At 69.1% G+C, this 25148-nt stretch carries 20 protein-coding genes; 10 read left to right on the top strand and 10 right to left on the bottom strand.

The genetic code is table 11. The features are described 5' to 3' along the window. Nucleotides 1-126: 126 nt before the first annotated feature. The 4 genes from OHN74_RS20795 to OHN74_RS20780 all read left to right on the top strand — a co-directional run bounded on the left by OHN74_RS20795 (nucleotide 127) and on the right by OHN74_RS20780 (nucleotide 4738). Nucleotides 127-1296: an ABC transporter ATP-binding protein gene (locus OHN74_RS20795; protein WP_327696064.1), complete on the top strand. Its 1170-nt coding sequence runs from the start codon at nucleotides 127-129 to the stop codon at nucleotides 1294-1296. Continuing rightward, nucleotides 1293-2015 (top strand): ABC transporter permease, encoded by a 723-nt coding sequence (locus OHN74_RS20790; protein WP_327696063.1) that lies wholly within the window; start codon nucleotides 1293-1295, stop codon nucleotides 2013-2015. Before OHN74_RS20795 ends, OHN74_RS20790 begins: the two co-directional genes overlap by 4 nt. Beyond that, nucleotides 2012-2680, top strand: a complete 669-nt coding sequence (locus OHN74_RS20785; RefSeq protein ID WP_327696062.1) for an ABC transporter permease — start codon at nucleotides 2012-2014, stop codon at nucleotides 2678-2680. The genes OHN74_RS20790 and OHN74_RS20785 overlap by 4 nt, the downstream gene beginning before the upstream one ends. A 297-nt stretch (nucleotides 2681-2977) precedes the next feature. Beyond that, the gene (locus tag OHN74_RS20780; RefSeq protein ID WP_327696061.1) at nucleotides 2978-4738 is read left to right on the top strand and encodes an RICIN domain-containing protein; all 1761 of its coding nucleotides are present in this window, start codon (nucleotides 2978-2980) and stop codon (nucleotides 4736-4738) included. 279 nt (nucleotides 4739-5017) lie between these two features. Here the strand turns inward: OHN74_RS20780 and OHN74_RS20775 are convergent, their stop codons facing one another. From OHN74_RS20775 to OHN74_RS20760, 4 genes are all read right to left on the bottom strand, one after another. Beyond that, on the bottom strand, nucleotides 5018-5617 hold the full coding sequence (locus OHN74_RS20775; RefSeq protein ID WP_327696060.1) for a GTP-binding protein: 600 nt from the start codon (nucleotides 5615-5617) through the stop codon (nucleotides 5018-5020). After that, nucleotides 5604-6047 (bottom strand): DUF742 domain-containing protein, encoded by a 444-nt coding sequence (locus OHN74_RS20770; RefSeq protein ID WP_327696059.1) that lies wholly within the window; start codon nucleotides 6045-6047, stop codon nucleotides 5604-5606. Before OHN74_RS20770 ends, OHN74_RS20775 begins: the two co-directional genes overlap by 14 nt. Nucleotides 6048-6145: 98 nt before the next feature. Further along, nucleotides 6146-6622, bottom strand: a complete 477-nt coding sequence (locus OHN74_RS20765) for a roadblock/LC7 domain-containing protein (protein WP_327696058.1) — start codon at nucleotides 6620-6622, stop codon at nucleotides 6146-6148. Beyond that, complete coding sequence (locus OHN74_RS20760; protein ID WP_327696057.1) at nucleotides 6619-9732, bottom strand: ATP-binding protein; 3114 nt, start codon at nucleotides 9730-9732, stop codon at nucleotides 6619-6621. The genes OHN74_RS20765 and OHN74_RS20760 overlap by 4 nt, the downstream gene beginning before the upstream one ends. Before the next feature lie 358 nt (nucleotides 9733-10090). On the opposite strand from OHN74_RS20760, the gene OHN74_RS20755 reads away from it, so the two are divergent. Next, nucleotides 10091-11050 carry an ABC transporter substrate-binding protein gene (locus OHN74_RS20755; RefSeq protein ID WP_327696056.1) on the top strand — a complete coding sequence of 320 codons (960 nt, stop codon included), beginning with the start codon at nucleotides 10091-10093 and terminating at the stop codon, nucleotides 11048-11050. Nucleotides 11051-11125: 75 nt separating this feature from the next. Here the strand turns inward: OHN74_RS20755 and OHN74_RS20750 are convergent, their stop codons facing one another. The 4 genes from OHN74_RS20750 to OHN74_RS20735 form a co-directional block, all read right to left on the bottom strand. Next, a complete protein-coding gene (locus OHN74_RS20750; protein ID WP_327696055.1) occupies nucleotides 11126-12484 on the bottom strand; it encodes a DUF3500 domain-containing protein in 1359 nt (452 codons plus the stop codon). 170 nt (nucleotides 12485-12654) lie between these two features. Then, nucleotides 12655-14166: a sensor histidine kinase gene (locus tag OHN74_RS20745; RefSeq protein ID WP_327700206.1), complete on the bottom strand. Its 1512-nt coding sequence runs from the start codon at nucleotides 14164-14166 to the stop codon at nucleotides 12655-12657. A 5-nt stretch (nucleotides 14167-14171) separates the two neighbouring features. Further along, a complete protein-coding gene (locus tag OHN74_RS20740; protein ID WP_327700205.1) occupies nucleotides 14172-14933 on the bottom strand; it encodes a response regulator transcription factor in 762 nt (253 codons plus the stop codon). 76 nt (nucleotides 14934-15009) lie between these two features. Next, nucleotides 15010-15423, bottom strand: coding sequence for an SsgA family sporulation/cell division regulator (locus OHN74_RS20735; RefSeq protein ID WP_327696054.1), 414 nt, complete (start codon nucleotides 15421-15423; stop codon nucleotides 15010-15012). A 205-nt stretch (nucleotides 15424-15628) separates the two neighbouring features. On the opposite strand from OHN74_RS20735, the gene OHN74_RS20730 reads away from it, so the two are divergent. The 3 genes from OHN74_RS20730 to OHN74_RS20720 all read left to right on the top strand — a co-directional run bounded on the left by OHN74_RS20730 (nucleotide 15629) and on the right by OHN74_RS20720 (nucleotide 19922). Continuing rightward, nucleotides 15629-17464, top strand: a complete 1836-nt coding sequence (locus tag OHN74_RS20730) for a sigma-70 family RNA polymerase sigma factor (protein WP_327696053.1) — start codon at nucleotides 15629-15631, stop codon at nucleotides 17462-17464. A 189-nt stretch (nucleotides 17465-17653) separates the two neighbouring features. Beyond that, on the top strand, nucleotides 17654-19465 hold the full coding sequence (locus OHN74_RS20725; protein ID WP_443060417.1) for a lysyl oxidase family protein: 1812 nt from the start codon (nucleotides 17654-17656) through the stop codon (nucleotides 19463-19465). Nucleotides 19466-19709: 244 nt separating this feature from the next. Beyond that, on the top strand, nucleotides 19710-19922 hold the full coding sequence (locus OHN74_RS20720; RefSeq protein WP_327696051.1) for a hypothetical protein: 213 nt from the start codon (nucleotides 19710-19712) through the stop codon (nucleotides 19920-19922). A gap of 105 nt (nucleotides 19923-20027) precedes the next feature. On the opposite strand, the gene OHN74_RS20715 is transcribed toward OHN74_RS20720, so the two are convergent. Next, nucleotides 20028-20903, bottom strand: a complete 876-nt coding sequence (locus OHN74_RS20715) for a calcium-binding protein (protein WP_327696050.1) — start codon at nucleotides 20901-20903, stop codon at nucleotides 20028-20030. 297 nt (nucleotides 20904-21200) lie between these two features. Between OHN74_RS20715 and OHN74_RS20710 the strand changes: the two genes are divergently transcribed. Continuing rightward, a complete protein-coding gene (locus OHN74_RS20710; protein ID WP_327696049.1) occupies nucleotides 21201-22766 on the top strand; it encodes a carbohydrate-binding protein in 1566 nt (521 codons plus the stop codon). A 206-nt stretch (nucleotides 22767-22972) separates the two neighbouring features. After that, nucleotides 22973-24391 (top strand): ATP-binding protein, encoded by a 1419-nt coding sequence (locus OHN74_RS20705; RefSeq protein ID WP_327696048.1) that lies wholly within the window; start codon nucleotides 22973-22975, stop codon nucleotides 24389-24391. A 192-nt stretch (nucleotides 24392-24583) separates the two neighbouring features. Here the strand turns inward: OHN74_RS20705 and OHN74_RS20700 are convergent, their stop codons facing one another. Then, the gene (locus tag OHN74_RS20700; protein ID WP_327696047.1) at nucleotides 24584-24949 is read right to left on the bottom strand and encodes a hypothetical protein; all 366 of its coding nucleotides are present in this window, start codon (nucleotides 24947-24949) and stop codon (nucleotides 24584-24586) included. Nucleotides 24950-25148 lie beyond the last annotated feature (199 nt).

The raw sequence follows: 25148 nt of genomic DNA, 5'->3' as shown, positions 1-25148 counted from the left end.
CGCGGAACGCGTCTCTCCCGCGGAAACGTCCGAAACGTACGAGGTTTAGACTCTCCCCGCAATGGCCCGAAACTCGGCTGGTCAAGAGTGGGCGGAAACAGCCAGACCCGAAGGGTATTCGGCGTTTTGATACGGATAGATTCAGTCACCAAGCGGTATCCGGACGGCACGGTCGCCGTCGACCGGCTCTCCCTCGACATACCGGATCGTTCGATCACCGTCCTCGTCGGCCCCTCGGGCTGTGGCAAGACGACCACCCTGCGGATGATCAACCGGATGGTCGAGCCCAGCGAGGGCACGATCCTCATCGATGGTGTCGACAGCCGTCAGCAGCCCGTCAACACCCTGCGCCGGTCCATGGGTTACGTCATCCAGAACGCCGGACTCTTCCAGCACCGGACGATCGTCGACAACATCGCCACCGTGCCCCGGATGCTCGGCTGGAGCAAGGACAAGGCCCGCGCGCGGGCCCGGGAACTGATGGAACGGGTGGGGCTCGACGCCTCGTTCGCCAAGCGGTACCCCTACCAGCTCTCCGGCGGCCAGCAGCAGCGTGTCGGTGTGGCACGGGCCCTGGCCGCCGACCCTCCGGTGCTGCTCATGGACGAGCCGTTCTCCGCCGTCGACCCTGTTGTGCGTAAGGGGCTTCAGGACGAACTCCTGCGCATCCAGGAGGAGTTGGGCAAGACCATCGTCTTCGTCACGCATGACATCGACGAGGCCGTCAAGCTCGGCACGATGGTCGCCGTACTGCGCACCGGCGGCAAGCTGGCCCAGTTCGCGCCGCCCGCCGAGCTGTTGTCCGACCCCGCCGACGCGTTCGTCGAGGACTTCCTCGGCGCTGACCGGGGCATCCGGCGCCTGTCGTTCTTCTCCTCGGCGGGCCTGGAGCTGCTCACCACCCCGATCGTCGCGATCGATGCCACCGCCGAGCAGATCGCCGCACGCGGCGCGACCGAGGCCCCGTACCTCCTCGTCACCGGTCTGGACGGGCGTCCGCTCGGCTGGAGCGAGCCCGGTGAGCTGACGGCCGGACAGGTCGACGCCGGCCGACTGCTGCCGTGCGGGCGGCCGTTCGTCGCCGGACGGGACTCGCTGCGCGCCGCGCTCGACTGTGCCGTCCTGTCGCCCACCGGCTGGGCGGTCGCCGTGGACGCCGAGGGCCGGGCCGCCGGTGTCGTCTCACAGACGGCCATCGGCGACGCCATCCGCGGCGCCCACGCCCACGCGGCAGGAAGTGCGGAGGGGCCGACCCCAGGGGGCAGCGGGAAGAGCGGGCAGAAGGTCGTCAGGTGAACTGGAACCGCTTCTTCGACATCCCCAGCGACCTCCAGCACGACTGGCTCGGCCTCATCGGGCTCCATCTGCGCGAGGCCCTGCTGCCGGTGCTCGGCGGGCTGCTGCTGGCGCTCCCGCTGGCCCAACTGTGCGTGCGGCTGCGCTGGTTGTACCCGCCCGTGCTGTGGGTGACGACCGTGCTCTACGCCATCCCGTCGCTCGCCTTCTTCGTCGTCCTCATCGACTACACGGGACAGACCGAGCTGACGGTGATGATCCCGCTCACCGTCTACAGCCTGGTCGTGCTCGTCCCGGCGATCGTCGACGGTGTCCGCTCGGTCCCGCAGGAGACCCTCGCCGCCGCGACCGCCATGGGCTTCGGGCCCGTACGCCGTTACGTCCAGGTCCAGTTGCCGATCGCGGTGCCCGCCATCATCGCCGGTCTGCGGGTCGCCACCGTGTCCAGCATCAGCCTCGTCAGCGTCGGCATGCTGATCGGCAACCAGGGCGCGCTCGGCAACCTGCTCCACGACGCGCAGATCTACAACCGGCCCGAACTCGCCTGGAACTCCGTGATCACCAGTGCCGCCCTTGCGGTGCTCGCGGACGCGGCGCTGGTCGTCGTACGCGTTCTGCTCACTCCCTGGATGCCGAGCGCCACGCGCGGCGCGAAGTCCAGGCCCGCCGGTGTCCGGCCCGAGCCGGCCGTGCCCGCCCTGGAGGACGCAGCCCGGTGAACGTCATCAACTACATCCACGCCTTCTTCGACGACAGCGCCCACTGGAGTGGCTACGACGGCATCCCCACCCGGCTGTGGGAGCACGTCCAGTACTCCCTGGAGGCGCTCGCCATCGCCGCCGCGATCGGGCTCCCGATCGGCCTGGTCACCGGTCACTACGGGCGGGGCGGCAACGTCCTCTCCCTGGTGGCCACCGCCGGCCGCGCGCTGCCCACCTTCGGCCTGCTGGTGGTGACGACCCTCGTGCTCGGGTTCGGCATGCTGCCCGTGATGATCCCGCTGGTCGTCCTCGCCGTACCGCCGATCCTGGTCACCACCTACGAGGCGATGCGTTCCGTGGATCCGCCCCCCGTGGACGCCGCGCGGGGCATGGGCATGCGCGAGGCCGACATCCTGCTGCGCGTCGAACTGCCCGTCGCGCTCCCGCTGATCCTCGGCGGGCTGCGCTCGGCGGCCATCCAGATCGTCTCCACGGCCACCATCGCCGCGTACGTCAGCCTCGGTGGCCTCGGCCGCTACATCGTCGACGGTCTCTACCAGCACAACTACGAGAAGGTGGTGGGCGGCGCCACCCTGGTCGCCGGGATGGCGCTCGCGACGCTGGGCCTGTTCTGGGCGGTGGGCCGGGCGGCGGTCTCACCGGGTGTGCGTCGGAGCAACTAGGTCCAATCCCGTCGAGCAACGGCATTTGGCCCTGGCGTCACGGCTGCCTGGGTTCCCCGAGCCGGTGTGCACGGGGGCGTCGTCCGCTTCGGCCAGGAGTGGTTCGTACCCCTGCGACGGCCGGGCAGGTGCCAGGTCAGGTGTACCGCGCTGGGTGGAACCGGGCAGCAGGTGCTACCGCACAGGTTTACGCGAAAAGCCAACCTGCCGCTGTACGGCGGGGTCTGGGGCTTCTGCGACTCTCGGGTGGACGGAGCTCGCCGCGAGGTGATGTCAGAACCTACGGGAGGATCGCCCATGACACTCGGAAGAACCATCGGCGGCGCACTCGCGGCCGCACTGCGCACTGTCGGAATCGACGTGGCGACGGCCGGCCCGGCAGCTCATCGAACCAAGATCCGCGACCGTCACGGTCGAAGGACTCCGCCAAGGAGTGGAATCCTGCGGAGGTTCTCTTCGACCCTGACCGCGCTGCTGCTCCCGGCGGCCCTCATACCGGTCCTGGTCGCTCAACCCGCCTACGCCGCGGGGGTGACGCCCGAAGTCATCGTGACCATGCCGGGCGACCACGCCATCGAGAACAAGGCCGTCGACCTCATCAACAAGGCGACCGGCACCATCAAGGTGGCCGCTTACCACCTGCTCGACTACGGCGCAGGGAACCCCGTCCGCATCGCGCTGGAGAACGCCGCCAAGCGGGGCATCAAGGTGCAGTTCGTCACCGGCGGCCACGTAGACACCAACGGCAACTTCATCGTCGAGGACGGCGTCACCAAGCTTCGTAACACCTTCGGTGCCACCACATCCGGGTCCGACGCGCGCGTGTGCGGCGAGAATCTGCAGCGACGTGACGGCTGTTTCGCCGACGTCGACATGCACGCGAAGTTCATCGCCTTCGACAGCACCGGTGGATCCAGCAATGTCGTGCTGGTGACGTCCCAGAACTGGTCCCAGTGGGACGGCGGCTTCGAGGCGGCCAACAACGCCGTCGTCTATGTGGGCTGGTCCTCGATGCAGGACAAGCTCCGCCAGTTCTTCACCGACATGTGGAGCGTCGCCGGCACGGGTGCCGGATCGACGAACCTCAACTACGGCGGGCAGCGGGGCGTCACCTCTTCGGCAGGCGACGCAGACATCCAGTTCTTCCCGACCACTGGCAGCGACCCGGTGGTCAATCTGATCAACAGTGTCGACTGCAAGAACAACGACGCCCGGGGCAGCATCAAAATCGCCGTCCCGACGTGGCAGACCTCCAACCCCGACCGATACGTGCCTGCCGCCCTGGTCAACGCCGAGACCAGGGGCTGCGATGTCGAGACCGTCACCGACCAGGACAACGACTCCACCACCACTCTCCGGAACGGCGGCGCGGGTGTCTGGATCGACTATCAGGCATCGACCTATGTGCACTCCAAGTACATCCTGATCAACGACTCCAGCGGGAATCGCCAGGTCTGGACAGGCAGCCCGAACATGACGTACGGCTCCCTGCGGCAGGCCGACGAGGTATTGCTCAACGTCCATCAGGTCGGTGGGCTGAGCATCGACCAGGTCTACGCGACCTACTACAACAACTTCGAGAACCTGAAGTGGACCGGCCGGCCGACCATGGTCGCCGACGGTGTCAACCACCCCTACGTCGGCACCCGGTATGTGAACCCGCAGAGCGGGAAGTGCCTGGACATCGCCTCCGGTGGTAAGGCCAACGGCACCATCGCGCAGATATGGGACTGCAACTGGTCACTCGCGCAGAAGTTCTCCCGGGCGACGCACTCCGACTACTCGTCGACGCTGGTGAACTTCAACAGCCAGCGTTGCCTGGACGTCCCGGGCAGTTCGACCCAGAACGGTGTCGGGCTCCAGATCTGGGACTGTAACAACAGTGCCGCCCAGTCCTGGTGGATCAACGACACCGGCAACGGTCAACTCGAGATCATGTCGAAGAACAGCGGCCTCTGCCTCGACGTCGCGAACTCCGGCACGGCCAATGGCTCCCGGGTGCAGCAGTACACCTGCAACAGGAGTGGTGCGCAGGCCTGGAGGCAGGAAGGGGCCTGACCTCCGGCCTGGGATGAAAAGGCGAACGGCCGCCCGGTGAAGTACCGGGCGGCCGTTCCCGTTGTCGTGCTGCACCGCCTACGAGCCGGACACGACCCTCGGTGACGCAGGACGAGGCATCCGCACAAGTCGGCCTCGGACCCCGCACCGGGCCCGGCCCCGAAGGGGATCTCCTCCAGGTGCCGTTCGGCATCGTCGGAGCAGATCCGGGTCTCCGGCCGCCCGAAGCCGGTGAGGATGAGGAATGCCGCAAGCGCGGTCGCGGTCCTTCCCGTTCCGTCAGCCTTCGGAGCGTGCCAGCGCCTGTTCCAGTACGACCAGCAGGGCGTCCCGTACCGAGCCGCGCTCGCGCGCGTCGAAGACGAGCAGGGGGACGCCCTCGGACACGTCGAGGGCCCAGCGGACCTCGTCCAGGGTGTGCGCGGTCCGGCCGTCGAAGGCGTTCACGGCGACGGCGAACGGGATCTGCTTGTGCTCGAAGTAGTCGACGGCGGCATAGCAGTCGTCGAGACGGCGGGTGTCGACGATGACCAGCCCGCCGACCGCGCCCTCGACGATGTCGTCCCACATGAACCCGAACCGCTCCTGTCCGGGTGTGCCGAACAGGTACAGCTTCAGCGTCGGGTCGATGGTGATGCAGCCGAAGTCCATCGCGACGGTGGTGGTGGTCTTGGTCGGGGTGTGGCTGAGGTCGTCCACGCCCGCCGCGACCTCGGTGATGGCCGCCTCGGTGGTCAGCGGCTCGATCTCGGAGATCGAGCCGACGGCGGTGGTCTTGCCCACGCCGAAGCCACCGGCGATCACCAGTTTCACCGGCAACGGCGGCCGTACGGCGGCCTGTCCGGCCGAGGTGCGGACCAGCGGTTCAGTCGGTGTCACGGAGTACCCTCCGGGAGTCGGGGATGGCCCGCAGGCCATCGATAACCCTGCGCAGAACGGATGCGTCGTGGGTGACGCCGGCGTCGGGCACGTGCACCGACAGTTGCCCCGCCGTCCGGAGGTCCTCGGCGAGGACCCGCACCACGTTCAGATGCAGCCGCAGCCTGGCCGCGATCTCCGCGATGGACTGCGGTACGCGGCAGGCGGCGACGATGTCGTGCTGTTCGAAGGAGAGCCGGTGGAGCGCGTCGAGCCCGCCGGTGGTGGCCACCAGCTGGGTCTCCACGGGCATCGTCCGGCCGGACGACGCCTCGCCCGCGGCACCCGCGACCCGGCCGGCGGTGACCAGGAAGGGCCGGACGGCGGGTGCGGGGCCGACGGGTGCGACGTCGCCGTCGCCGGCCCCGCGCGGTGTGCGGCCGTCCGCCATCGGTGTTCGCTCTCTCTACGTCTCTCTGCGGTCTCTCAACGGTATTTCGTGCTTCCCACGGCTTTCCACGGCTTGCGTCGGTGGCACGCGCCACGCGCTCACAGCAAACGTGTGGCGCCTACGGTGTTCTTCAGCTCCAGGACGAGCTGCGGGCTGAGCGCGGTGCCCGCGCGGTTGGCGAACACCGTCATCTCGTAGGCGATGTTGCCCAGCTTGGCCTCCTTGCCGGTGACCACGCCGAGCACGGCGCCGCTCCCGATCGCGGAGACCAGGACATGGCCGCCCTCCAGGTCGATGATGACCTTGTTCAGACCGCCCAGGCCGTAGTTGCCGGAGGCGCCCGCGGCCAGGCTGGTGATGCCCGAGACGATCGCGGCCAGCCGCTCGGAGTCGGCGTGCTCGCGCAGCGCCGACACGGCGATCAGCAGTCCGTCGGAGGACACCGCGATGGCGTCCACGACCCCTGCGGTCTCGGTGGCGAAACGGTTTAGCAGCCAGGTGAAGTCGTCTGCGGCGGCCCGCAGATCGGTCGGCCTGGGGTCTCCGGCGGGAGTCTCACCTGTCGACGTGCTCACTGCTCGGCTCCTTCCGGAAGGTGGTTCTGGTGGTGCGGGGTGTCCCCGACGGTGATCGGGTCGGACGGCGCTGTCCGGTCGGTCGGGTCGGTCGGGTCGGGCGAGGCGTCGGGACGGTGGTCGTGCCGGTGTTCGTTCCGGCGGGCGGCCAGGTCCTCGGCGGGGCGAGGGCGTTCGCCGGTGTCACGGTGCGCGCGCGCCACCGCCGCCTCGAACTCCTCCAGCGAATCGCGTACGGCGTCCGCGTCGGCGGGGCGGGCGGCCTGTCGCGCGGCCTGCTGGGCGCCGGCGTCGACGGGCGTCCGCAGGGTCGCTCCGCGCACCCGTCGACGGAGCGGACGGGAGCCGTCGGGACCGACGGCGAACGGGTCGGCCCCGGCGGGGCCGCCGGTACGGTCGCGCGGAGACGGCGTGGCGCCGTGGTCGCCCGCGACCCGCTCCGCCCCGCGGCCGGACTCACCGGGACCGCTCGCCCTACGGGCGATGCCGCTCTCGGGCCCGTCTTCCGTGCGGGTGTGGAGCGTCGGCTCAAAGGCTCGGGGCGCCGGGATTCCGGCCCCGTCGGACAGGCCGTCGTGGGCCGCCGAACCCGACAGGGGAGCGGCACCCCCTGGCTCGGCCCCGGCGGTGGCCGGAGCTCCGGGCCGCGCGGAGACGCCGAGGGATGCGGAGTTCGTCGTACGGACGGAGAGGCCGGTCTCGGCCGAGTGGCCGGAGGAACCGGCCGCAGCCGTACGGCTGGTGGAACCGGTATCGCCCGCCAGGACCAAGGGACCGGCCGTGTCGGTGTCGGCGGAGGCGCCTGTCACGGTCGCGGCGGTGTCGCCTGCCGGGTCCGTCAGGTGCTTGGGGCCGGACGTCGAAGGCAGTGCGGTCGCCGAGGGCAGCGGCGCCCCGGTGTCGGTCGTCGAGGGCGGGGTCTCGATCTCCTGCTCGCCGGGGGGCGCGTCGCGGCGTGGGACCCGGCGGGGGAGGGCGGTCGCCTCGTCGTCGTTCGTGGCCCAGGACGGGACCGTGGACGGGACCGAGGACGACGGGGAGGGGCCGGCCGCGGGGGCCGACGGAGCGGCGAGCGCGGCGGGCGGGGCGGGCACGTCGGCGGAGCCGAGCCGGCCGGCCGATGCCGCCTCGCTCTCCGTCAGGAGCAGCGTCGAGGGGATCAGCACCTCGGCCGTCACACCACCGCCCGGGGTACGGGACAGGGTGACGTCGATGTCCCAGCGGCGCGCCAGCGCACCGACCACGAACAGGCCGAGCACCTTCGTCGGGACGACGTCGAGGCGTTCGCGGCGTACGAGGCGGGAGTTCTCCTCGGCGAGGCGCTCGGCGCTCATGCCCAGGCCGTGGTCCGAGACGATGATCGAGGCGCTGTCGTGGTCGGAGCCGACGACGACCTCGACGAGGCTGTCCGCAGGCGAGAACGACACGGCGTTCTCCAGGAGTTCGGCGATCATCAGTGTCAGGTCGCCGATGATCTCGGGCTCCACCATGGCCTCGGTCGCGGCACGCAGCCGTACCCGCTGGAAGCCCTCGATCTGGCCCAGCGCGGCACGTACGACGTTGGTGAGCGCGATCGGCCCGGACTCCAGCACGGTCTCGCGGATACCGGCCAGCAGCATCAGGCTGTCGGCGTTGCGGCGCAGGCGGACCGCGATGTGGTCGATGGAGTAGAGGCGTTCGAGCAGTGCCGGGTCGGTCTCGCCGCGCTCCACCGCGTCGATGAGCGCGAGTTGACGGGTCGTCAGGTTGCTGACGCGACGACCGACGTTGCCGAACATCTCGGCGACGTTGCGCCGGCTGTGCACCTGGCGCTCCAGCAGCGCGGCGGCGGTGGTCTGCACGTTGTTGAACGCCTGGGCGAGTTCGCCGATCTCGTCGTCCGCGGTGACCGGCAGCCGGCGCAGCCGCGGGGAGCCGGACTCCTCGGCGTCGTCGTCGGCGACGCGGGCGAGCTCACGGCCCGCCACGTCGGCGACCTCCTGGGCGGCTCCCGTCAGTGCAAGCACCGGGCGGACCACGGAGCGGCGGACCAGGATGGAGAAGGCGATCCACAGGGCGAAGCCGAACAGCGCCAGGCTCAGCAACAGGCCCGCGCGCCACTTGGCGCTGGTGGCGCTGTCGTCGGCCCGGTCGGCGATCTGGTCGATGAGCGAGGTGGAGATGTCCAGCCGGGTCCCGGCCTGCGCGCGGTAGTTGGGGTAGGAGACGATGGCCGCCCGCAGTGCCACCTGGATCTCGTGTTTGGACTCGGCCTGCAACGCGCTGGGGTCCACGGCCAGTTCGGCGTACTGCCGGCCGATGGTGGCCTGCCAGGAGTTGTGCTCGATGCCGCCGAACTCGTCGGTCTGCGCCTCGTCGGCGAACCGGGCGAACCGCTCGGCCTGGTAGGTGAACAGCTCGTAGGAGCCGACCGCTCCGGTGAACTCGATGAGCGCGTTGCTGTCGCGGGTCCCCGCGGAGAAGACGCCGGTCTCGTAGGCGCCGTGGGCGGCGTCGGCGCGCAGCAGCGAGTCGAGGAGGTTACCGGTGAAGGTGGTCGCGAGGGCGGCGTTGCGGTCCAGGCTCAGGCCGTCGATGAGTCCGTCGGCCGCACCCGAGTACGCCGGGTCGATGTTGGTGGCGGGCAGATAGCCCTGCTCGATGGTGGTCCGCAGGCCCGCCAGGCCCTGGACGTCCCTGAGCGCCTGCACCTCGGTGTCCGGCAGCCGGTCGCCGAAGGCGTCGACGACCGTCCGCACCTGGGTGTCCACGGCGGACTGCGCCTGCCGGTAGAGCGTGGTGGAGGGGGTGCCGGCGTCGGACTCCGCTTCGTATCGGACCGAGAGCAGGATCGCCTGCCGGTGTTCGGCCTGCAGATCGGCGACCAGTCGGGCCACCTCGGCGCTGGCGCGCACCAGTTGGGCGGCGTCCTCCGCGCGCTCGGACTCCTGCACCAGGTCGACGATGAGGTACGTCAGCAGCAGCGCGATCACCGTCAGCGGGATACCGACGAGTACGTTCAGTTTGCGCCGGAAGGGCCATCGGTCGGCGAAACCCCGCAGGCCCCGGCGCGTGTGTACCGGTGCAGAGGATGCCGACCGGGGGGACGCGTCCACCTCTTTCGTGGACACCGGGCCTCCTTCAAGAAGGTGTTGCAGGCGTGCAAAGGCGTTCGCGTGCATGCCGACTTGCTGCGCGCACGTGTCCGAATATGAACGATACGGAAGCGGCCCCCGCACACCGCTGTGGCCCCCGCCGACTGCTGTGACGGACGCCAACTCCGGCGAGACTATCCCGTCTTCGAACGGGCGGGCGCGTCGCCCTAAGTCAAGAATCCATCACGAAGCGGTATGCGAGGGCTTCCCGCAAGTGATCACGGATCGAAGTCAATCGGTAACCAGGTTCCCCTTGACTGATCAAGAAGTGGCTGGATTGGATCAGGGCTGAGTGTTTGAGTCTTCATCAACCCCCAAGCCCGGAACGGGAACCGTGACCACCAACGCCCACAGCAGCAGGTCCCTCAGGAACCACCCAGGTGCGGCGGTCGTCGCCCTCGGGGCGGTGACGGTCCTGCTGGCGGGATGCTCCTCCTCGTCCGACGACACGTCCGACCCGCTCGCCGGCGACAAGGCAGCCGGTGACACCGTGGTCGTCGGCTCCAACAACTTCGCCGAAAGCATCCTGCTCGCCGACATCTACGGCGAGGCCCTGAAGGCCAAGGGCATCAAGGTGTCCTACAAGCCCAACATCGGCAGCCGTGAGACCACGTACGGCCTGCTCAAGAACGGTTCCATCACCGTCCTGCCGGAGTACAACGGCTCGCTGCTGGCCTACCTGGACGCGAAGGCCGCGCAGACCTCCCTTGCGACCGTGAACGCTGCGGCGAAGGCCAAGCTCGACTCCAAGCTCACGCTGCTGGAGTCGTCGCCGGCCGAGGACAAGGACTCCGTCACGGTCAACGCGGCGACCGCGAAGCAGTACAACCTCACCGCGACCTCCACGCTCGCCGACCTCAAGGACATCGCGCCGGAGCTGGTCCTCGGCGGCTCGCCCGAGTTCCAGACCCGCCAACAGGGCATGGTCGGCCTGGAGTCGGTGTACGGGCTGAAGTTCAAGTCCTTCAAGGCCCTCGACGCGGGCGGCCCGCTGACCCAGGCCGCGCTGAAGAAGAACACCGTGCAGGCAGCGGACATCTTCACCACGGACCCGACCATCACCAAGGAGAAGTTCGTCGTTCTCCAGGACCCGAAGAACCTCTTCGGATTCGCGAACGTGACGCCGCTGGTCTACAAGAGCGGGCTCTCGCAGGAGGGCATCGACGCGCTCAACGCCGTCTCCGCCAAGCTCGACACGAAGGCCCTGCTCGACCTGGACTCCCAGGTGCAGCTGGAGAGCAAGGACCCGCTCGACGTCGCGAAGGCCTGGCTCAAGTCGGCCGGCCTGGGCTGACGTTCAGCCCGCCCGCACATGCGCGATGGCCGCACCCGTGAACACGGGTGCGGCCATCGCCATGACAGAGAGAACTCAGTGGTGGTGGGACGACGTCAGGTAGTGCTGCCTGAGGAGCTCCTTTCCGTAGTCGTTGCCGTTCGGGGTACGGAGGATCGAGTGGACGTGCTTCTGCGTCGCGCCACTCCCCTGTGTGGCGCCGTACGCGCCCGCCAGCGGGCCCGGAGCCTGGCAGTCGACCTCGATCCAGATGACGGGACTGTGGACGCGGACGTAGAACGCGGAGTCGTCGGCGGTGCCGCCGGCCCAGGTGACGTAGGTGTCGGAGAGGTGCTTGCCCACCTCGGACATCGTCACCTTCGCCGCGTCGGCCTTCGCGCGGCCGACGAAGGCCTCGACGATGCCGAGCAGCTTCTTCCGCTGCGCGGCGTTGAGCGCGTTGCCGCGCAGACCGGTGTACGCCTGCACCGTGTTGTCGGAGAACGCGCCCGCTTTCATCGACTCGTTCGACTTGGTCGCCGACTCGATGGCGACCGACTGCTGTGCTGTCGTGAGGGAGTTGATGAAGGCTAGGCTCGCCACGACCTCCTCGTGGCAGACCGTGACCGTCTCTCCGTCGATCTCCATGGACGTCGGTTCCGAACCCCAGAAGCAGGGGCTCATCACGACCTGGTCGCCGAGCACGAAGTAGTTGACGACCAGGTGGTGACCGTCGAACTGGAAACCCCAGGGTTCGGTGGCGGACGGGGTGCCCATCACCGTCCAGTAGTAGGCGTCCTCATTGAAGGCGGTGGTGTTGTCGATCGCCTCGCCGGCCGCCTGGTTGATCCTGCGGATCTTCTCCGTGGTCTCCAGGCCGTCCGCGCTCAGAGCGGCCTTCAACAGGGCGGTGCCCAGGGCCTTCTGATCATCCGTCAGATCTGCCAGGGAGACGCCCTGACGCTCGTAGGAGTCGATGTTGCTCCACAGTCTCCACTCCGTGGAGTGGACGGTGAACTGCGTCGACGACTTCTGGGTGTCGGTCAGTCCGGCCAGGAAGGCGTTCGCGGCGGTGATGACCGGGGCGGTGGCGACCTTGGTGGAATGGATCGTGAAGAGGTCGTCGATCCGCTTGCCGTCGGTGGTCAGGCCGAAGAAGTCCTCGGTGATCGTCATATTGCCGGGGCCGCCCCCGGTACCGCCGCCCGGGCCGCCGCTCGGCGCCCCGCTGGGAGCAGGAGAGGCGGAGGCGTCGGCCGTCGCCGTGCCCGTCGTGTCGTCCGCGAGGGCGGTCCACGCGCCGGCGCCGCCCATCGTCGCGACGGCCGTGGCACCGCTGGCGAAGAACACCTTGCGCATGAAGTTGCGCCGGTCCGCCAGCGCGTGACGTCCGGTCCCGGGCGCCGCCGTGGACTCCCCGGTCTGCCCGAACTCCCCGGTCTCGTGCTCGGTCATCGCGCTGGTTCCCTTCGTCGTGGCCGCGTCCCCAGTGACCGGCCGGCCGCACGTCGACAACCCTGGTCCAGCGAACTGAGGCAGGGCTGAAACGGACCTCGCGCGGAGGTCGGAAAGGGCTCCCTGAAGGGCGTACGCACAGCGTCCGAACTGGCTTTCTGTGGAGCTGCTTAGCGTTTGTCCGAGGTGGAGGAGGAAGGGCTCTCGGCCGTCGGCAGTGTCACCGTGAACTCCGTACCGCCGGGCTCGCTCCGTACGTCGATCCGGCCGCCGTGCGCCTCGGTGATCGCCGTCGCGATGGCCAGCCCGAGGCCCGAGCCGCCGCCGTCGCCATCGCGGTCCGGGCGGCTTCGGGAGCGGGACGCGTCGGCCCGGGTGAAGCGTTCGAAGACCGTCGGGAGGAGGGCGGGCGGGATACCGGGGCCGTCGTCGCGCACCCGGATCACGCGGTGGGTGTCGGTGGCCTCCACGACGACCGTGACCCTCGTACCGGCGGGCGTGTGCACGCGCGCGTTGGCCAACAGGTTGGCCACCACCTGGTGCAGCCGCTCCGCGTCCCCCACGACCGTCGCCGGCGTCGACGGGCCCCCAAGCCTCAGCGACAGCTGCCAGTCGTGGTCGGCACCAGCGGCCCGCGCGTCCCACACCGCCTCGGCGACCAGCGTCGCGAGGTTCACCGGGGCCGACCGCAACGGCCGCCCCTCGTCGAGCCGGGCGAGCAGCAGCAGATCCTCCACCAGCCCGGTCATCCGCGCCGACTGCGCCGACACCCGCCGCCACGCCTGGTCCGGCTCCAGCCCCCGCACCACCTCGCCGCCGCTCATCAGCTCGGCGTATCCGGCGATCGACGCGAGCGGCGTACGGAGTTCATGGCTGGCGTCGGCCAGGAAGCGCCGCATCCGCACCTCGCCGCGCTGCCGTTCCGCGAGCGAGGACTCGACGTGGTCGATCATCCGGTTGAGGGCGGCGCCGACCTGCCCGGGCTCGGTGCCGGGGTCGGTGTCGTAGGCCGGGACCCGCGTCAGCCCGGCCACCTCGCCCCGGTCCAGCGGAACCCGCGAGACCTCGACGGCGGTCGCGGCGACCCGGTCGAGGGGCCGCAGCCGACGCCGTATGACGACCGCCGAGACACACCCCGCCACCCCGAGACTGACGACGGCGATGGCCGCCTCGACCACCACCAGTCGGTTGATCATGCGCTGTACGTCGCCCATGGGCAGCCCCGCCAGTACGGGCACCCCGTCGCCGCCGATGGCCGTCACGCGGTAGGTGCCGAGCCCCGGGATCGTGCGGGTGTGCAGGGACCCGTCCGTCGTGATCCCGTCGAGGGCGGCGCGCTGAGCGGCGGTGAGGGTGCGCTGAAGCCCGTCGGCGGTGACGACCTCGGCGGCGATGACCTCCGCGTCGCTCCCCTCGCCGGAGAAACGTGCGGCGACGGTGCCGGCGGGCTGGCCGCGCTCGTTGAGGAAGCCGAGGTCGGTCGCGCTGCCCGTCCGGCGCTGCAGACCACCCTGACTTCGATTGGCGGCGTCGGTGACGCGCTGGTCCAAGTCGCCCAGCAGATAGGCGCGTTGGACGTAGACCGTGGCGAGCGCCATGACCGTGCAGACGACGACGAGTGTGCCGGAGATGAACAGCACGAGACCGGTCCGCAGCGACCGCTGCCGCCGCCACACCCGGATACGGGTCAACTGCCGCTCTCCGGGGCCCTGATGGTGTACCCCGCCCCACGCACCGTGTGGATCATCGGCGCCCGGCCTTTGTCGAGCTTCGCGCGCAGGCTGTAGATGTAGACCTCGACGAGGTTGCCCTCACCGTCGAACGAACTGTTCCAGACGTGATCGAGGAGCTGGGCCTTGCTGAGCACCTGACGCGGACGCTCCATCAGAAAGCGAAGAAGGTCGAACTCCTTTGCCGTGAGCGGGACATGGACCCCACCCCGCTGCACCACGCGCGTCTTCTCGCCCAGTACGAGATCGCCGAGCACCCGTACGGACTCGTCCTCGGCCGCCTCCTCCGCGCCGCTCCGGCGCAGCAGTCCGCGCAGCCGCAGCATGACCTCTTCGAGGGAGAAGGGCTTGGTGACGTAGTCGTCGGCGCCCGCCGACAGCCCGTCGATGCGGTGTTCGAGGGCGTCCCGGGCGGTGAGCATGAGCACGGGCAGTCCGGCGTGCTCCTGCCGCAGTCCGCGCAACACCTGGAGCCCGTCCACGTCGGGCAGCATCCCGTCCAGCACGACGGCATGCGGGGCGCAGCCGCGCGCCATCCGCAGCGCGCTGTGCCCGTCCGCCGCGAGGAACGGCTGCCAGCCCGCTCCGGCCACGGCCACGGCCAGCAACTCGGTGAGTTCCGGCTCGTCGTCGACGATCAGCACACGAACGGCGCCTTCGGGGGCCACTGCTCGGGGGGCCACGGCTCTGGGGCCCGCTGCTTCGGGGGTGTCAGTCATGCCGGACATGCGCCGAGCATTCCCGAGGAAGCTGTGGGGCCGCTGTGAGTGAACCGAGTGGCGGCCTGTGCGGAGTTCAGACCCCGCCGAGCAGTAGCGCGAGCCCTTGCTCGACCATCGGCCCCAGATCCTCCATGCCGGGCGCGACGACCCCGTACGAGCGATGCAGGAAGCGCTGGAGCTGCGCCGTGCGGAACCGGACAACGGCCAGCCCGTACGGCGAGTGGAGTTCCACGACCGTGCGCGTCGAGCCGCACGGCCACAGGTGGACCTCGCCGATCCCCGCCGGGTTGTCCAGCCCTTCGTCCAGCAGCGTTCGGGAGAAGGTCCATGTCACCGCCTCGCCGTCGACCGAGACCTCGATGGGGAAGTCGATGTGGACGGCGAGCGGGTCGGCGGAGTCGTAGCGCAGAGTGACGACCAGTGGAAGCTCCTGGTAACCGGGGGTTATCAGGCGGGCGCGTGCGGACTGCTCCAGGGTTCTGTACATGATCGTCTTCCCGTCGGGGTGAGGCGTTGGGCCAGTTGTGCCGAGCTGCCTTCTCGACCTCCGGGAGTGCCCGGCCATTACGCCGATACGGGAGTTACCCCATGTGACGTGCGTCACCTTCTGTAATTACTTGAGTTTTTTGTCATCTAGCCTTACAAACTCATCCCCAATGCCCCATCCGCAGGTAACTGGAGCGTTCCTGCCCATGATTGACAACACCGCCACCGCGACCGACGCGTACGCCCGCATCTACGAGGAGCAGCAACCGCGTCTCGTCGCATATGCGCGTTCGCTCACCAAGAGCAGCTGGGCCGCGGAAGACCTGGTCGCCGAGGCGCACTTCCGCGTGTGGCGACGCCTGTCGGCGGGGCACGAGATCGACAACGTGCCCGCGTACCTGATGACGACGGTCCGGCACCTGGCGGCCACCGTGGGCAGCAACTCGGCGCGCGAGACCCCGCAGGATCCGCAGGACGGGCCGGAACGCGCGGAACGGGTCGTGTCCCAGGGCCGGCACGTGGACGACCCCGCCGAACAGGTCTCCTCGGTCGACCTCTTGGTACGGGTGCTGGGCCAACTCCCCGACCGCTGGGTCAAGGCGCTGTGGCTCGCGGAGGCGGAGGGCCAGCCCCTGGCGGCGATCGGCCCCCAGATCGGCACCGGCACCAAGGAGGGCGCCACCGCGGTACTCCTCCACCGTGCCCGCGAGGGCATGCGGCAGGCCTTCCTGCGCGAGCAGCCCGGCGTCCCGGACAACACGGCGTGCGAGCCGTACTGGGTCCGCATGCCCGCGTACGTACGCGGCACCGCGACCCGCCGCCAGTCCGACCAGATCCTCGCCCACGCCGACACCTGCGACGACTGCCGTCACCGACTCGCTTTGCTGATGCGCACGAACGACCGGCTGCCCGCGCTCGTCGGCCCGGCCCTGCTGGTGCTGCTGGTGGGTGGCACGGGGAAGTACCTGCTGTCGTTCGCGGCGGGATCCGTCGGAGCGTCGACCGCGGCCTCCGCGGCGGCCGGGCATGCCGGTGGGGGCGTGCTGCACGCGGTGCACGCGGTGCGTCATGCCGTGGCCGGTGGCACGAAGGTGCCCAAGGCGCTCGCGCTGAGCACGGGGGCCGCGGCAGCGGCCGTCGTGCTCACCGTCGTGCTCACCTCTCCGCAGGTCGAACTGCACGAACGGCCCCCGGTTCCGCTGGCGGGCAAGCCGGTGGCGCCGGTGGCGGACGTACCGGCGACGATGCCTCTGCCGCTGAAGGCAAGTCCGGTGACGGTACCGATGCCGGTGCCGGGTCGGGTGTCGGCTGGGGTGCGGGTCGCGTCGGTGGTCGCGGTGGCTCGGGGGACCGGTACCGGTGACGGTGGTGGTGGTACGGGGACGGGGACTGGCGCGAGTACGGGTACGGGTGCGTCGCCGGTGCCTGCTCCCGCTGCGCCGGTCGAGGCTGAGCCTTCGGTGCCGGAACCTCCGGTCGAAGAGCAGCCGGTTCCGCCGGTGAGCGAGACACCTGGGGCACCTGTGCCTCCGGAGACGCCTGTTGTGGGACCCCCTGTGGTGTCGCCGGTGGTGGAACCCCCTGTGGTGGAACCTCCGGTCGTGGAACCCCCTGTGGTCGAACCCCCTGTTGCGGAGCCTCCGGTGGTGGAGCCGCCTGTTGTGGAACCCCCTGTTGCGGAGCCTCCGGTGGTGGAACCTCCTGTGGTCGAACCCCCTGTTGCGGAGCCGCCTGTTGTGGAACCCCCTGTGGTCGAGACGCCGGAACCGCCGGTTTCCGAGCCTCCTGTGGATCCTGCCTATCCGGTGCCGGACCCCGCTCCTGTCACGGACCCGGACCCGGACCCGGACCCGGTCACTCCGACTCCGGTGGATCCTGCCTCCGACCCGGCCCCGGTCACTCCCGTGGACCCCGACCCCACTCCCGTCCCGGACCCCGACCCGGCTCCGGTCCCAGATCCGGACCCGGACCCGGTCACTCCAACTCCCGTGGATCCTGGCCCGGTTGAGGAAACCCCGGTTCCTGACCCCGGTGGCTGCTGATCGGGCGATCGCACCGCTTTCGGTTGAATTTCTCCTCGCAGAGCAACCCGGACACGACTTCCCCTGTCTCACAGGTTGCTCACAGGTCCGGCCTGGGCGCGTTGGGGTGCGCTCGTAGGTAAGTCGGCCGGTCGTGGGCTGTGTCCAGTCCGATGCCACTTGACCATGGCACTGGCAGACGAGGAACCGATGACCACTCAGCAGCACAGCACCACCACCAGCAACAACAACAACGCCGACAACAACACCACCAGCAACAAGGACAGTCGGCGCAACAACAACCGCGTAAAGCACTCGGCGCTCGCTGCGGGGGCAGCGTTGGCCGTCGTCGTGTCGGTGGCCGGAGCGGCGCCCGGGGCCGGAGCGGCCGCGAGCGCCGCGCCCACGAAACCGAAGCTCAGGCTTCTGGCCGCGACGGACTCCGTGACGGTCGAACGCTGGGCGGAGGAACCCGGCGTCTACCTCGACCTCTCGACGTACGTCACGGTGGACGACGTACCGCTGGAGTTCAAGGTGACCCGGAAGTCGTACAAGGATCCGGTGATCGCCGAGCAGATCTTCCGCAAGGGCGGCAAGACGACGGCGAAGAGACTGCCTCCCGGGATCGTGAAGGACTTCGCGGGCCTTCCCGGCTTCCTGGAGGTGTCGTTCAGGAACTCGGCCGGACAGGAAGTCGCCAAGGACAAGGGCACGTTCTGCCCGAACAACGCCTCCGGACGCATCCGCCCGGACGCCCCGGCGACCTCGCACTTCCCGGAGGGCTGCCCCACCAACCCGTTCACGCTGGGCAGCGTTTGGGGCGTGGAGAAGGGCTGGGCCACCAACGCCAGTTCGATCGACTACGAGAAGCCGGTGGACCTGCCGGTGGGCGAGTACACGGCAAAGGTGTCGGTCGGGAAGAAGTACCGCGACCTGTTCGCCATCCCGAACGACCAGCCGACCGTCAAGGTGACGGTACTGCCGGCGAGGGAGGAAGGCGGCGGCAGCAGCGGTGGCGGCGGCGGTGGCGTGGGCCTGACCGCGCGATCCTCCGCCCACCAAGGAGGAGGGCACGGAACAACTCACGGAGCTCATGGGACCCATGCGGCTCACGGGGCCCAGCAGTCCGCCCCGCACGCCGGGCACCACTACGGTCCGCGCGGCGCGGACATGCCCACCGTCCCGGCCTTCCCCAACGCGCTGGTCGACCGGGGTACGGCACACCACCTGGGCGACGGTCCGGGCCACACCGACGGTTCGCGCGTCGCGCCCGGGCTGAAGGCCGCCGCCAAGCGGCCCACGGGCAGGGCGGGCGTACCGGCCAACGTGCCCAAGCCGGACCTGCGTTCACTGCCGGCGTGGGACATCGCCGTCACGGACGGCGAGGACGGGGACGTACCCGGCAAGGACTACCTGGCGTTCAGCGCGAACGTCTGGAACGCCGGGCCGGCCCCGCTTGTCGTGGACGGTTTCCGCAAGCCGGGCACGGGCCTGATGGACGCCTACCAGTACTTCTACGACGCCAACGGCAAGCAGGTCGGCTACACGCCGACCGGCACCATGGAGTGGGACCCGCGGATCGGCCACGAGCACTGGCACTTCACGGACTTCGCGAGCTACCGCCTCCTGAGCGCCGACCAGACCAAGGAGGTCCGCAGCGGCAAGGAGGCGTTCTGCCTGGCCAACACCGACGCGATCGACTACACGGTGAAGAACGCCAACTGGCACCCCTACAACACCGATCTGTCGACCGCGTGCGGTGAGAAGAACTCCCTCTCGGTGCGTGAGGTCCTGGACGTCGGCTCCGGCGACACGTACACCCAGTACCGTCCGGGCCAGTCCTTCGACATCACCGGCCTCCCGAACGGCACGTACTACATCCAGGTCATCGCCAACCCGGAGAAGCGCCTCCAGGAGACCAACCTCAACAACAACGTCGCCCTGCGCAAGGTGATCCTCGGCGGGACGGAAGGCGCGCGGACGGTGACAGTGCCGCCGCACGACCTGATCGACGTCAAGTAACCGGTAAGCGGTAGCCGGTAACCAGTAACTGGCATCCGGTAACCGATTCCGGCCGTGTGCCGCACCTCCGAGGGGGACGAGGGGGAGAACAGCCCCCTCGGAGGTGCAGCCACCTACACCCCCGATCCGGTAGGCCGCTCCATGGTTCGGGCACCCGGGCGACGGCATCGTTGACTCCGACGAACCGCACGAACGAACCCCGGAGAATCCGGCGGTTCACCACCCCGGCCCGGAAGGTACTCCCATGAACGCGCTGCTGACCTCGAAGCCGATCACCCTGACGGACACCCGGACGGCGACCTCCTCCGAGGGCGACCTCACCCCGCTGCTCACGGCCTGGGACCAGGCGCACCCCGCCGTCACCGTCGTGGACGCGGACTGGCGACACCTCCTGGACGAGATCGCCCACCCTCACACCACGCAGGCCTTCCACCGCCTGGCCGAGGCAGCGGCTTGATCCCGTACGCACGGTCAGGCCGGCCCCGACACCAGAGGCCCCGGAGAAATCCGGGGCCTCTGACGCGTCCGCACTCGGCAGGATCACCTCGGTGACCCACGGCCGTCAGTCCTGACGTACGACGTTCCTGCCGGTGCCGCCCGAGAGGATGTCCTTGCCGGGGCCGCCGTACAGCTTGTCGTCGCCGTTGTTCCCCCACAGCTGGTCGATGCCGCTGTTGCCCCACATGACGTCGTTGCCCGCGCCGCCGTACAGGAGGTCGTTGCCGGTACCGCCGTAGAGGGTGTCGTTGCCGTCGTTGCCACGCAGCTGCTGGTCTCCGGCGCCGCCACGGATCACGTCGTTGCCCCTACCGCCCTCCGCGACATCGCCGACGGTGCTGATGGTGTCGTTGCCGTCACCGCCACGGACGAACGACACCGGACCAGCGGTGATGCTGTCGTCGCCCGCCCCACCGTCGACGTAGTTGGCGTCGACGTCGCCGATGTCGGTCAGCTTGTCCTTGCCGGCGCCCAGGAAGATCGCGTTGGTGTAGTAGGCCTGGTCGGTGGTGTTGGTGAACGAGATCACGTCGTTGCCGTCACCGAGGTTCATGTTCAGGATCTGGTACGGGCTCTGACTGTCCACGGTGACGACCGTGCACAGGACGTGGGTGTGGACCGGGGGGTTGGGGTAGACGCACCCGTGTCCGGCGCTGATCGGAACGACGTCGTTGATCGCGAACGTGATGTTCGTGCGGTCCGTGATGTCGTCGTACCACTCGGCGACGCTCAGCTTGTTGGCCTGGCCGGCAGCGGCCGTGTAGCTCAACTCCCGGTTGTTGGAGCTGACTTCGGCCTTCGCGGACGGCGTCGCGGCCCCGGCCGTACCGGCCAGCAGGAGCGGAACGGCAGCCAGTCCGGTGCCGAGGACGAGCGTCAGCGCCAGTGCCGATGCCGACGCGACGCGGGGCGTCCGACGGCCGGTGGGGGAAGAGAGCATTTGCGTAACCTCCAGGGTCACATGGGCACTTGGAGTGGTTCGGAGTTCGGTGACGCCATGTGAGACGGCCTGGGTACGCCCTGGGTTGTACGGCGCCGCCCAAGCCGAAGGCCAAGCATTTGGGCAGGTGGGGCGCACGAACTCCCTCAATCTCGTCCATGCATGTGAACAACGATCAAGTACGCGTCTATTGACGGGTCCATGGCCACCCCTCTAACTTCCGAGAGAAAGCGCTTTCCAATCCGGTCCGGCAGCTGTTTCCACCTGATCCAACCGCCCTGGAGATGGAGAACCACGATGCAACTGAGACCCGTCATGGCGTGCGTCAGCCTGCTGGCAGGCACACTCGTCGCAGTCTCCGGCACCACGGCACAGGCCGCGACCACGCGCTACGAGGCCGAGACCTCACCGGCGGTCTGCACCGGCACCATCGACTCCGACTGGACCGGCTACTCCGGCAGCGGATTCTGCAACGGCACCAACTCGGCCGGCTCGTATGCCCAGTTCACCGTATCCGCACCCGCATCGGGCACGGCGACACTGGGCGTCCGCTTCGCCAACGGCACCACCACAGCCCGTGCCGTGAGCGTCATCGTGAACGGGACGACGGTCTCGACGGCGACCTTCGAGGGCACGAGCACCTGGACGGGATGGACGACGAAGACCCTGACCGTGCCGGTGGTCGCGGGCAGCAACACGATCCGCCTCAACCCGACGGCCGCCGCAGGCCTCCCCAACATCGACTACCTCGACGCGAACGTCCCGGACGGCGGCACCACGCCTCCGCCGACGGCTTCGGCGCTCTACGTGTCCCCGTCCGGTACGGACAGCGCGGCGGGTACGTCATCGGCGCCGACCACCCTCACCTCGGCGATCAGCCGCATCACCGCAGGCGGAACGATCTACGTCCGCGGAGGCACGTACAACTACTCCTCCACGGTCACGATCCCGGTCGGCAACAACGGCACCAGCTCCGCCCGCACCACCCTCGCCGCCTACCCGGGCGAGACCCCGGTCCTCAACTTCTCGGCGCAGACGGAGAGTTCGTCGAACCGCGGCCTCCAGCTGAACGCCAACTACTGGCACATCAAGGGTCTGGTCGTCGAGCGCGCCGGTGACAACGGCATCTACGTCGGCGGCAGCAACAACGTCGTCGAGCGCACGGTGACCCGCTTCAACCGCGACACGGGTCTCCAGCTCGGCCGTATCGCCTCCACCACCCCGGCCGCCGACTGGCCGGCCAACAACCTGATCCTGAGCGCCGAGTCGCACGACAACGCCGACTCGGACGGCGAGGACGCCGACGGCTTCGCGGCCAAGCTCACCACCGGCTCCGGCAACGTCTTCCGCTACGCCGTCTCGCACAACAACATCGACGACGGCTGGGACCTCTACACCAAGACCGACACGGGTGCCATCGGCCCGGTGACCGTCGAGGACTCCCTCGCCTACAAGAACGGCACGCTCACCGACGGCTCCCAGGCCGGCAACGGCGACCGCAACGGCTACAAGCTCGGTGGCGACGACATCGCCGTCAACCACATCGTCCGCCGCAGCATCGCCTACAACAACGGCAAACACGGCTTCACCTGGAACAGCAACCCCGGCACGATGACGGTGTCGGACAACGTCAGCATCGACAACACGGAACGCAACTTCAACTTCGACGGCGGCACATCGGTCTTCCGTACGAACACGTCATGCCGCAGCGCCAGCGGCACGAACGACCGGATCATCGGCAACGCCGACACGACGAACCAGTTCTGGTCGGGGACCAACGGGTCGAGGTGCTCGTCGTACGCGGGCGCCCTGCACTGGTCGTTCGCTTCGGACGGCAAGCTGGTGGTGACGTTCGGGGGGTAGGGAGTCCGCCTCCTGCCGCCTCTCGTACGAGGCTGAGTGGATTTGCCGTACCTCGGACACCCTCGGGTCGCTGACCTGGGGGTGTCTGCCATTTGCGACGCCATGACCCCTTTCGAGCTAACATCGATGTTACTAACATTGATGTTTGTAACATCGATGTTAGTTATCCTGTCTCGGGCTGTGGCGGACGAGTGGAGGGCAACGACATGGGTGATTTCGTAGGCAGGACGCGAGAGCTTGAGACGTTGAGCCGGGAGCTCGGCAAAGTGTCGGCCGGTGTCGGCGGGGAGCGCCCCGGGCGGTGTCTGATGCTGCGGGGGCGCCGACGCGTGGGGAAGTCGCGTCTGGTCGAGCGGTTCGCCGAGCGGTCCGGCGCGCCCTTTCTCTTCTACGCGGCCACGGGAGCGTCGTCGGAGGCCGATCTCCAGCGACTCGGCCGCGACGCGCAGGTGTCGACCCTCCCGCTGGCCGGCCTGCTGGCCTCGGCCCGTCCTGCGAGCTGGGACGACGCCTTCGACGTACTCGCGGCAGTCCTGCCCTCCGACCGGGCGAGCGTTGTGGTCATGGACGAAGTGCCGTATCTGATGGACGGGGAAGGGGCTTTCGAGGGCACGTTGCAGCGGGCGTGGGACAGAGTTCTCGAGCGTCGGCCGGTTCTGCTCATCCTCATCGGCTCCGATCTCTCCATGATGGAAGCCCTGAACAGCTATGGCCGCCCCTTCCACCAGCGCGGACGGGAGATGGTGCTCGGTCCCCTCAGCCCGGCTGAAGTGGGCGAAATGTTGGGCCTCGAACCCGCCGAGGCGTTCGACGCGGCACTGATCACGGGCGGGCTCCCACTGATCTGCGCGGAATGGCCGCACGGCGCTGGAATGTGGGACTTCCTGTCGGCTGTGCTGAACGATCCGGTGTCCGCCCTGCTGGTCTCGGCGGAGCGGTCGCTCGCCGCCGAGTTCCCGCAGCAGACGCAGGCGCGTGCGGTGCTGTCGGCGATCGGGAGTGGAGAACGGACCTTCAGCAACATCGCCCGCGCGGCCGGTGGCATCGGGTCGACCCCGCTCCAGCGCTCGATGGGGGCCCTCACGGAGAAGAGGGTGATCGCGGCTGAACTCCCTGTGTCCACAGGCCCTTCCAAGGATCGGCGCTACCGGGTCGCGGACCCGTATCTCCGCTTCTGGCTGCGATTCCTCGGACCGGCGATGGAGGAGATCGAGCGGGGCCGGGGCGATCTGACGCTGAGCAGGATCCGCGAGAACTGGACCAGCTGGCGTGGCCGCGCCGTAGAGCCCCTCGTACGCGAGGCCCTGGCACGCCTGCTACCGGACGCGCACCTGCCGGCCGCGCCTGCGATCGGCGCCTACTGGACCCGTACCAACGATGTGGAGATCGACATCGTCGGAGCCGACCGAGCCCCCATCGCCAAGGAGCTGCTGTTCGTCGGCTCGGTGAAGTGGCTGGAGAACGCCCCCTTCGAGCGCCACGACCTGTCGGCGCTCCTGCGCCACCGCGCATTGCTCACGCCCGAAGCGATTCCCGTGGTCGCGGTTTCGCGGAGCGGGACCGACTGCACGGGACTCGACGCCGAGTACGGCCCGGCAGAGCTCTTGGAGGCGTGGCCATCCTGACCAAGGAGACGGAGTGGCGCCGCCGCCATCCTCGACCTCCAGGCGGAAGTGCACCTTCACGTGGTCGGTCCCGGTCTCTGTCACGCTGTCAATGCGTCATGATCCCGACCGCGCAGCATGAGGGCCACAGGGGTCGGCAAGCGCCGAATGCTGCTGCGTCGGCCCGGATCAGGTGCCGCCGCGGTGACTTCGTCAGGACCGATCGGTGACGTGGAACTCCATCCACTCGATGCCCGGGACGCTGAAGTGCGCCCCGATGTTGGCGGCCGCGATTCCCTCGAACTCGTGGTGGTTGCCCGGTCCTTGACTGCCGAGGCTCCATGGCGTCGCGATCTTCCACGCGCTCTCCAGGACGGCCAGCAGCGCATGCTCAGGAGCGGGGCACCCGAGCGGAGAGACCAGTCGCAACACGGCGAGCTCGGGGAACTTGCAGTACCGCTCATAGCTCTCGATCTCGACGGGACGATCCAGCCGAGCCGCAAGACGCCCGACCACCCGCTCGGCGGCGCGGCGGTCGTTCGCGTGTACGTGACAGCGCCAACGGATCGTCTCGAACATGGCGGAAACCATACGGGTCAGGCAGCCGACTCGCAGTCGTTTCGGGCGGCGTGGCAGCAGGTGCGTGATCGGCGCCGGAGAGTTGACAGCCGACCTCTCGTCACCCGGCATGAACGGCGCCGAACGGGACGGGACCGAACGGGACGGGAAATGACATCGGCGACCGGGGGCGGCTCGCAGCCTTGCCTGACCACGATGC

The sequence above is a fragment of the Streptomyces sp. NBC_00459 genome (assembly GCF_036013955.1).
Classification (GTDB): Bacteria; Actinomycetota; Actinomycetes; order Streptomycetales; family Streptomycetaceae; genus Streptomyces.
The sequence above is the reverse complement of the archived record's forward strand: the minus strand, read 5'-3'. Positions and strand labels throughout refer to the sequence as shown.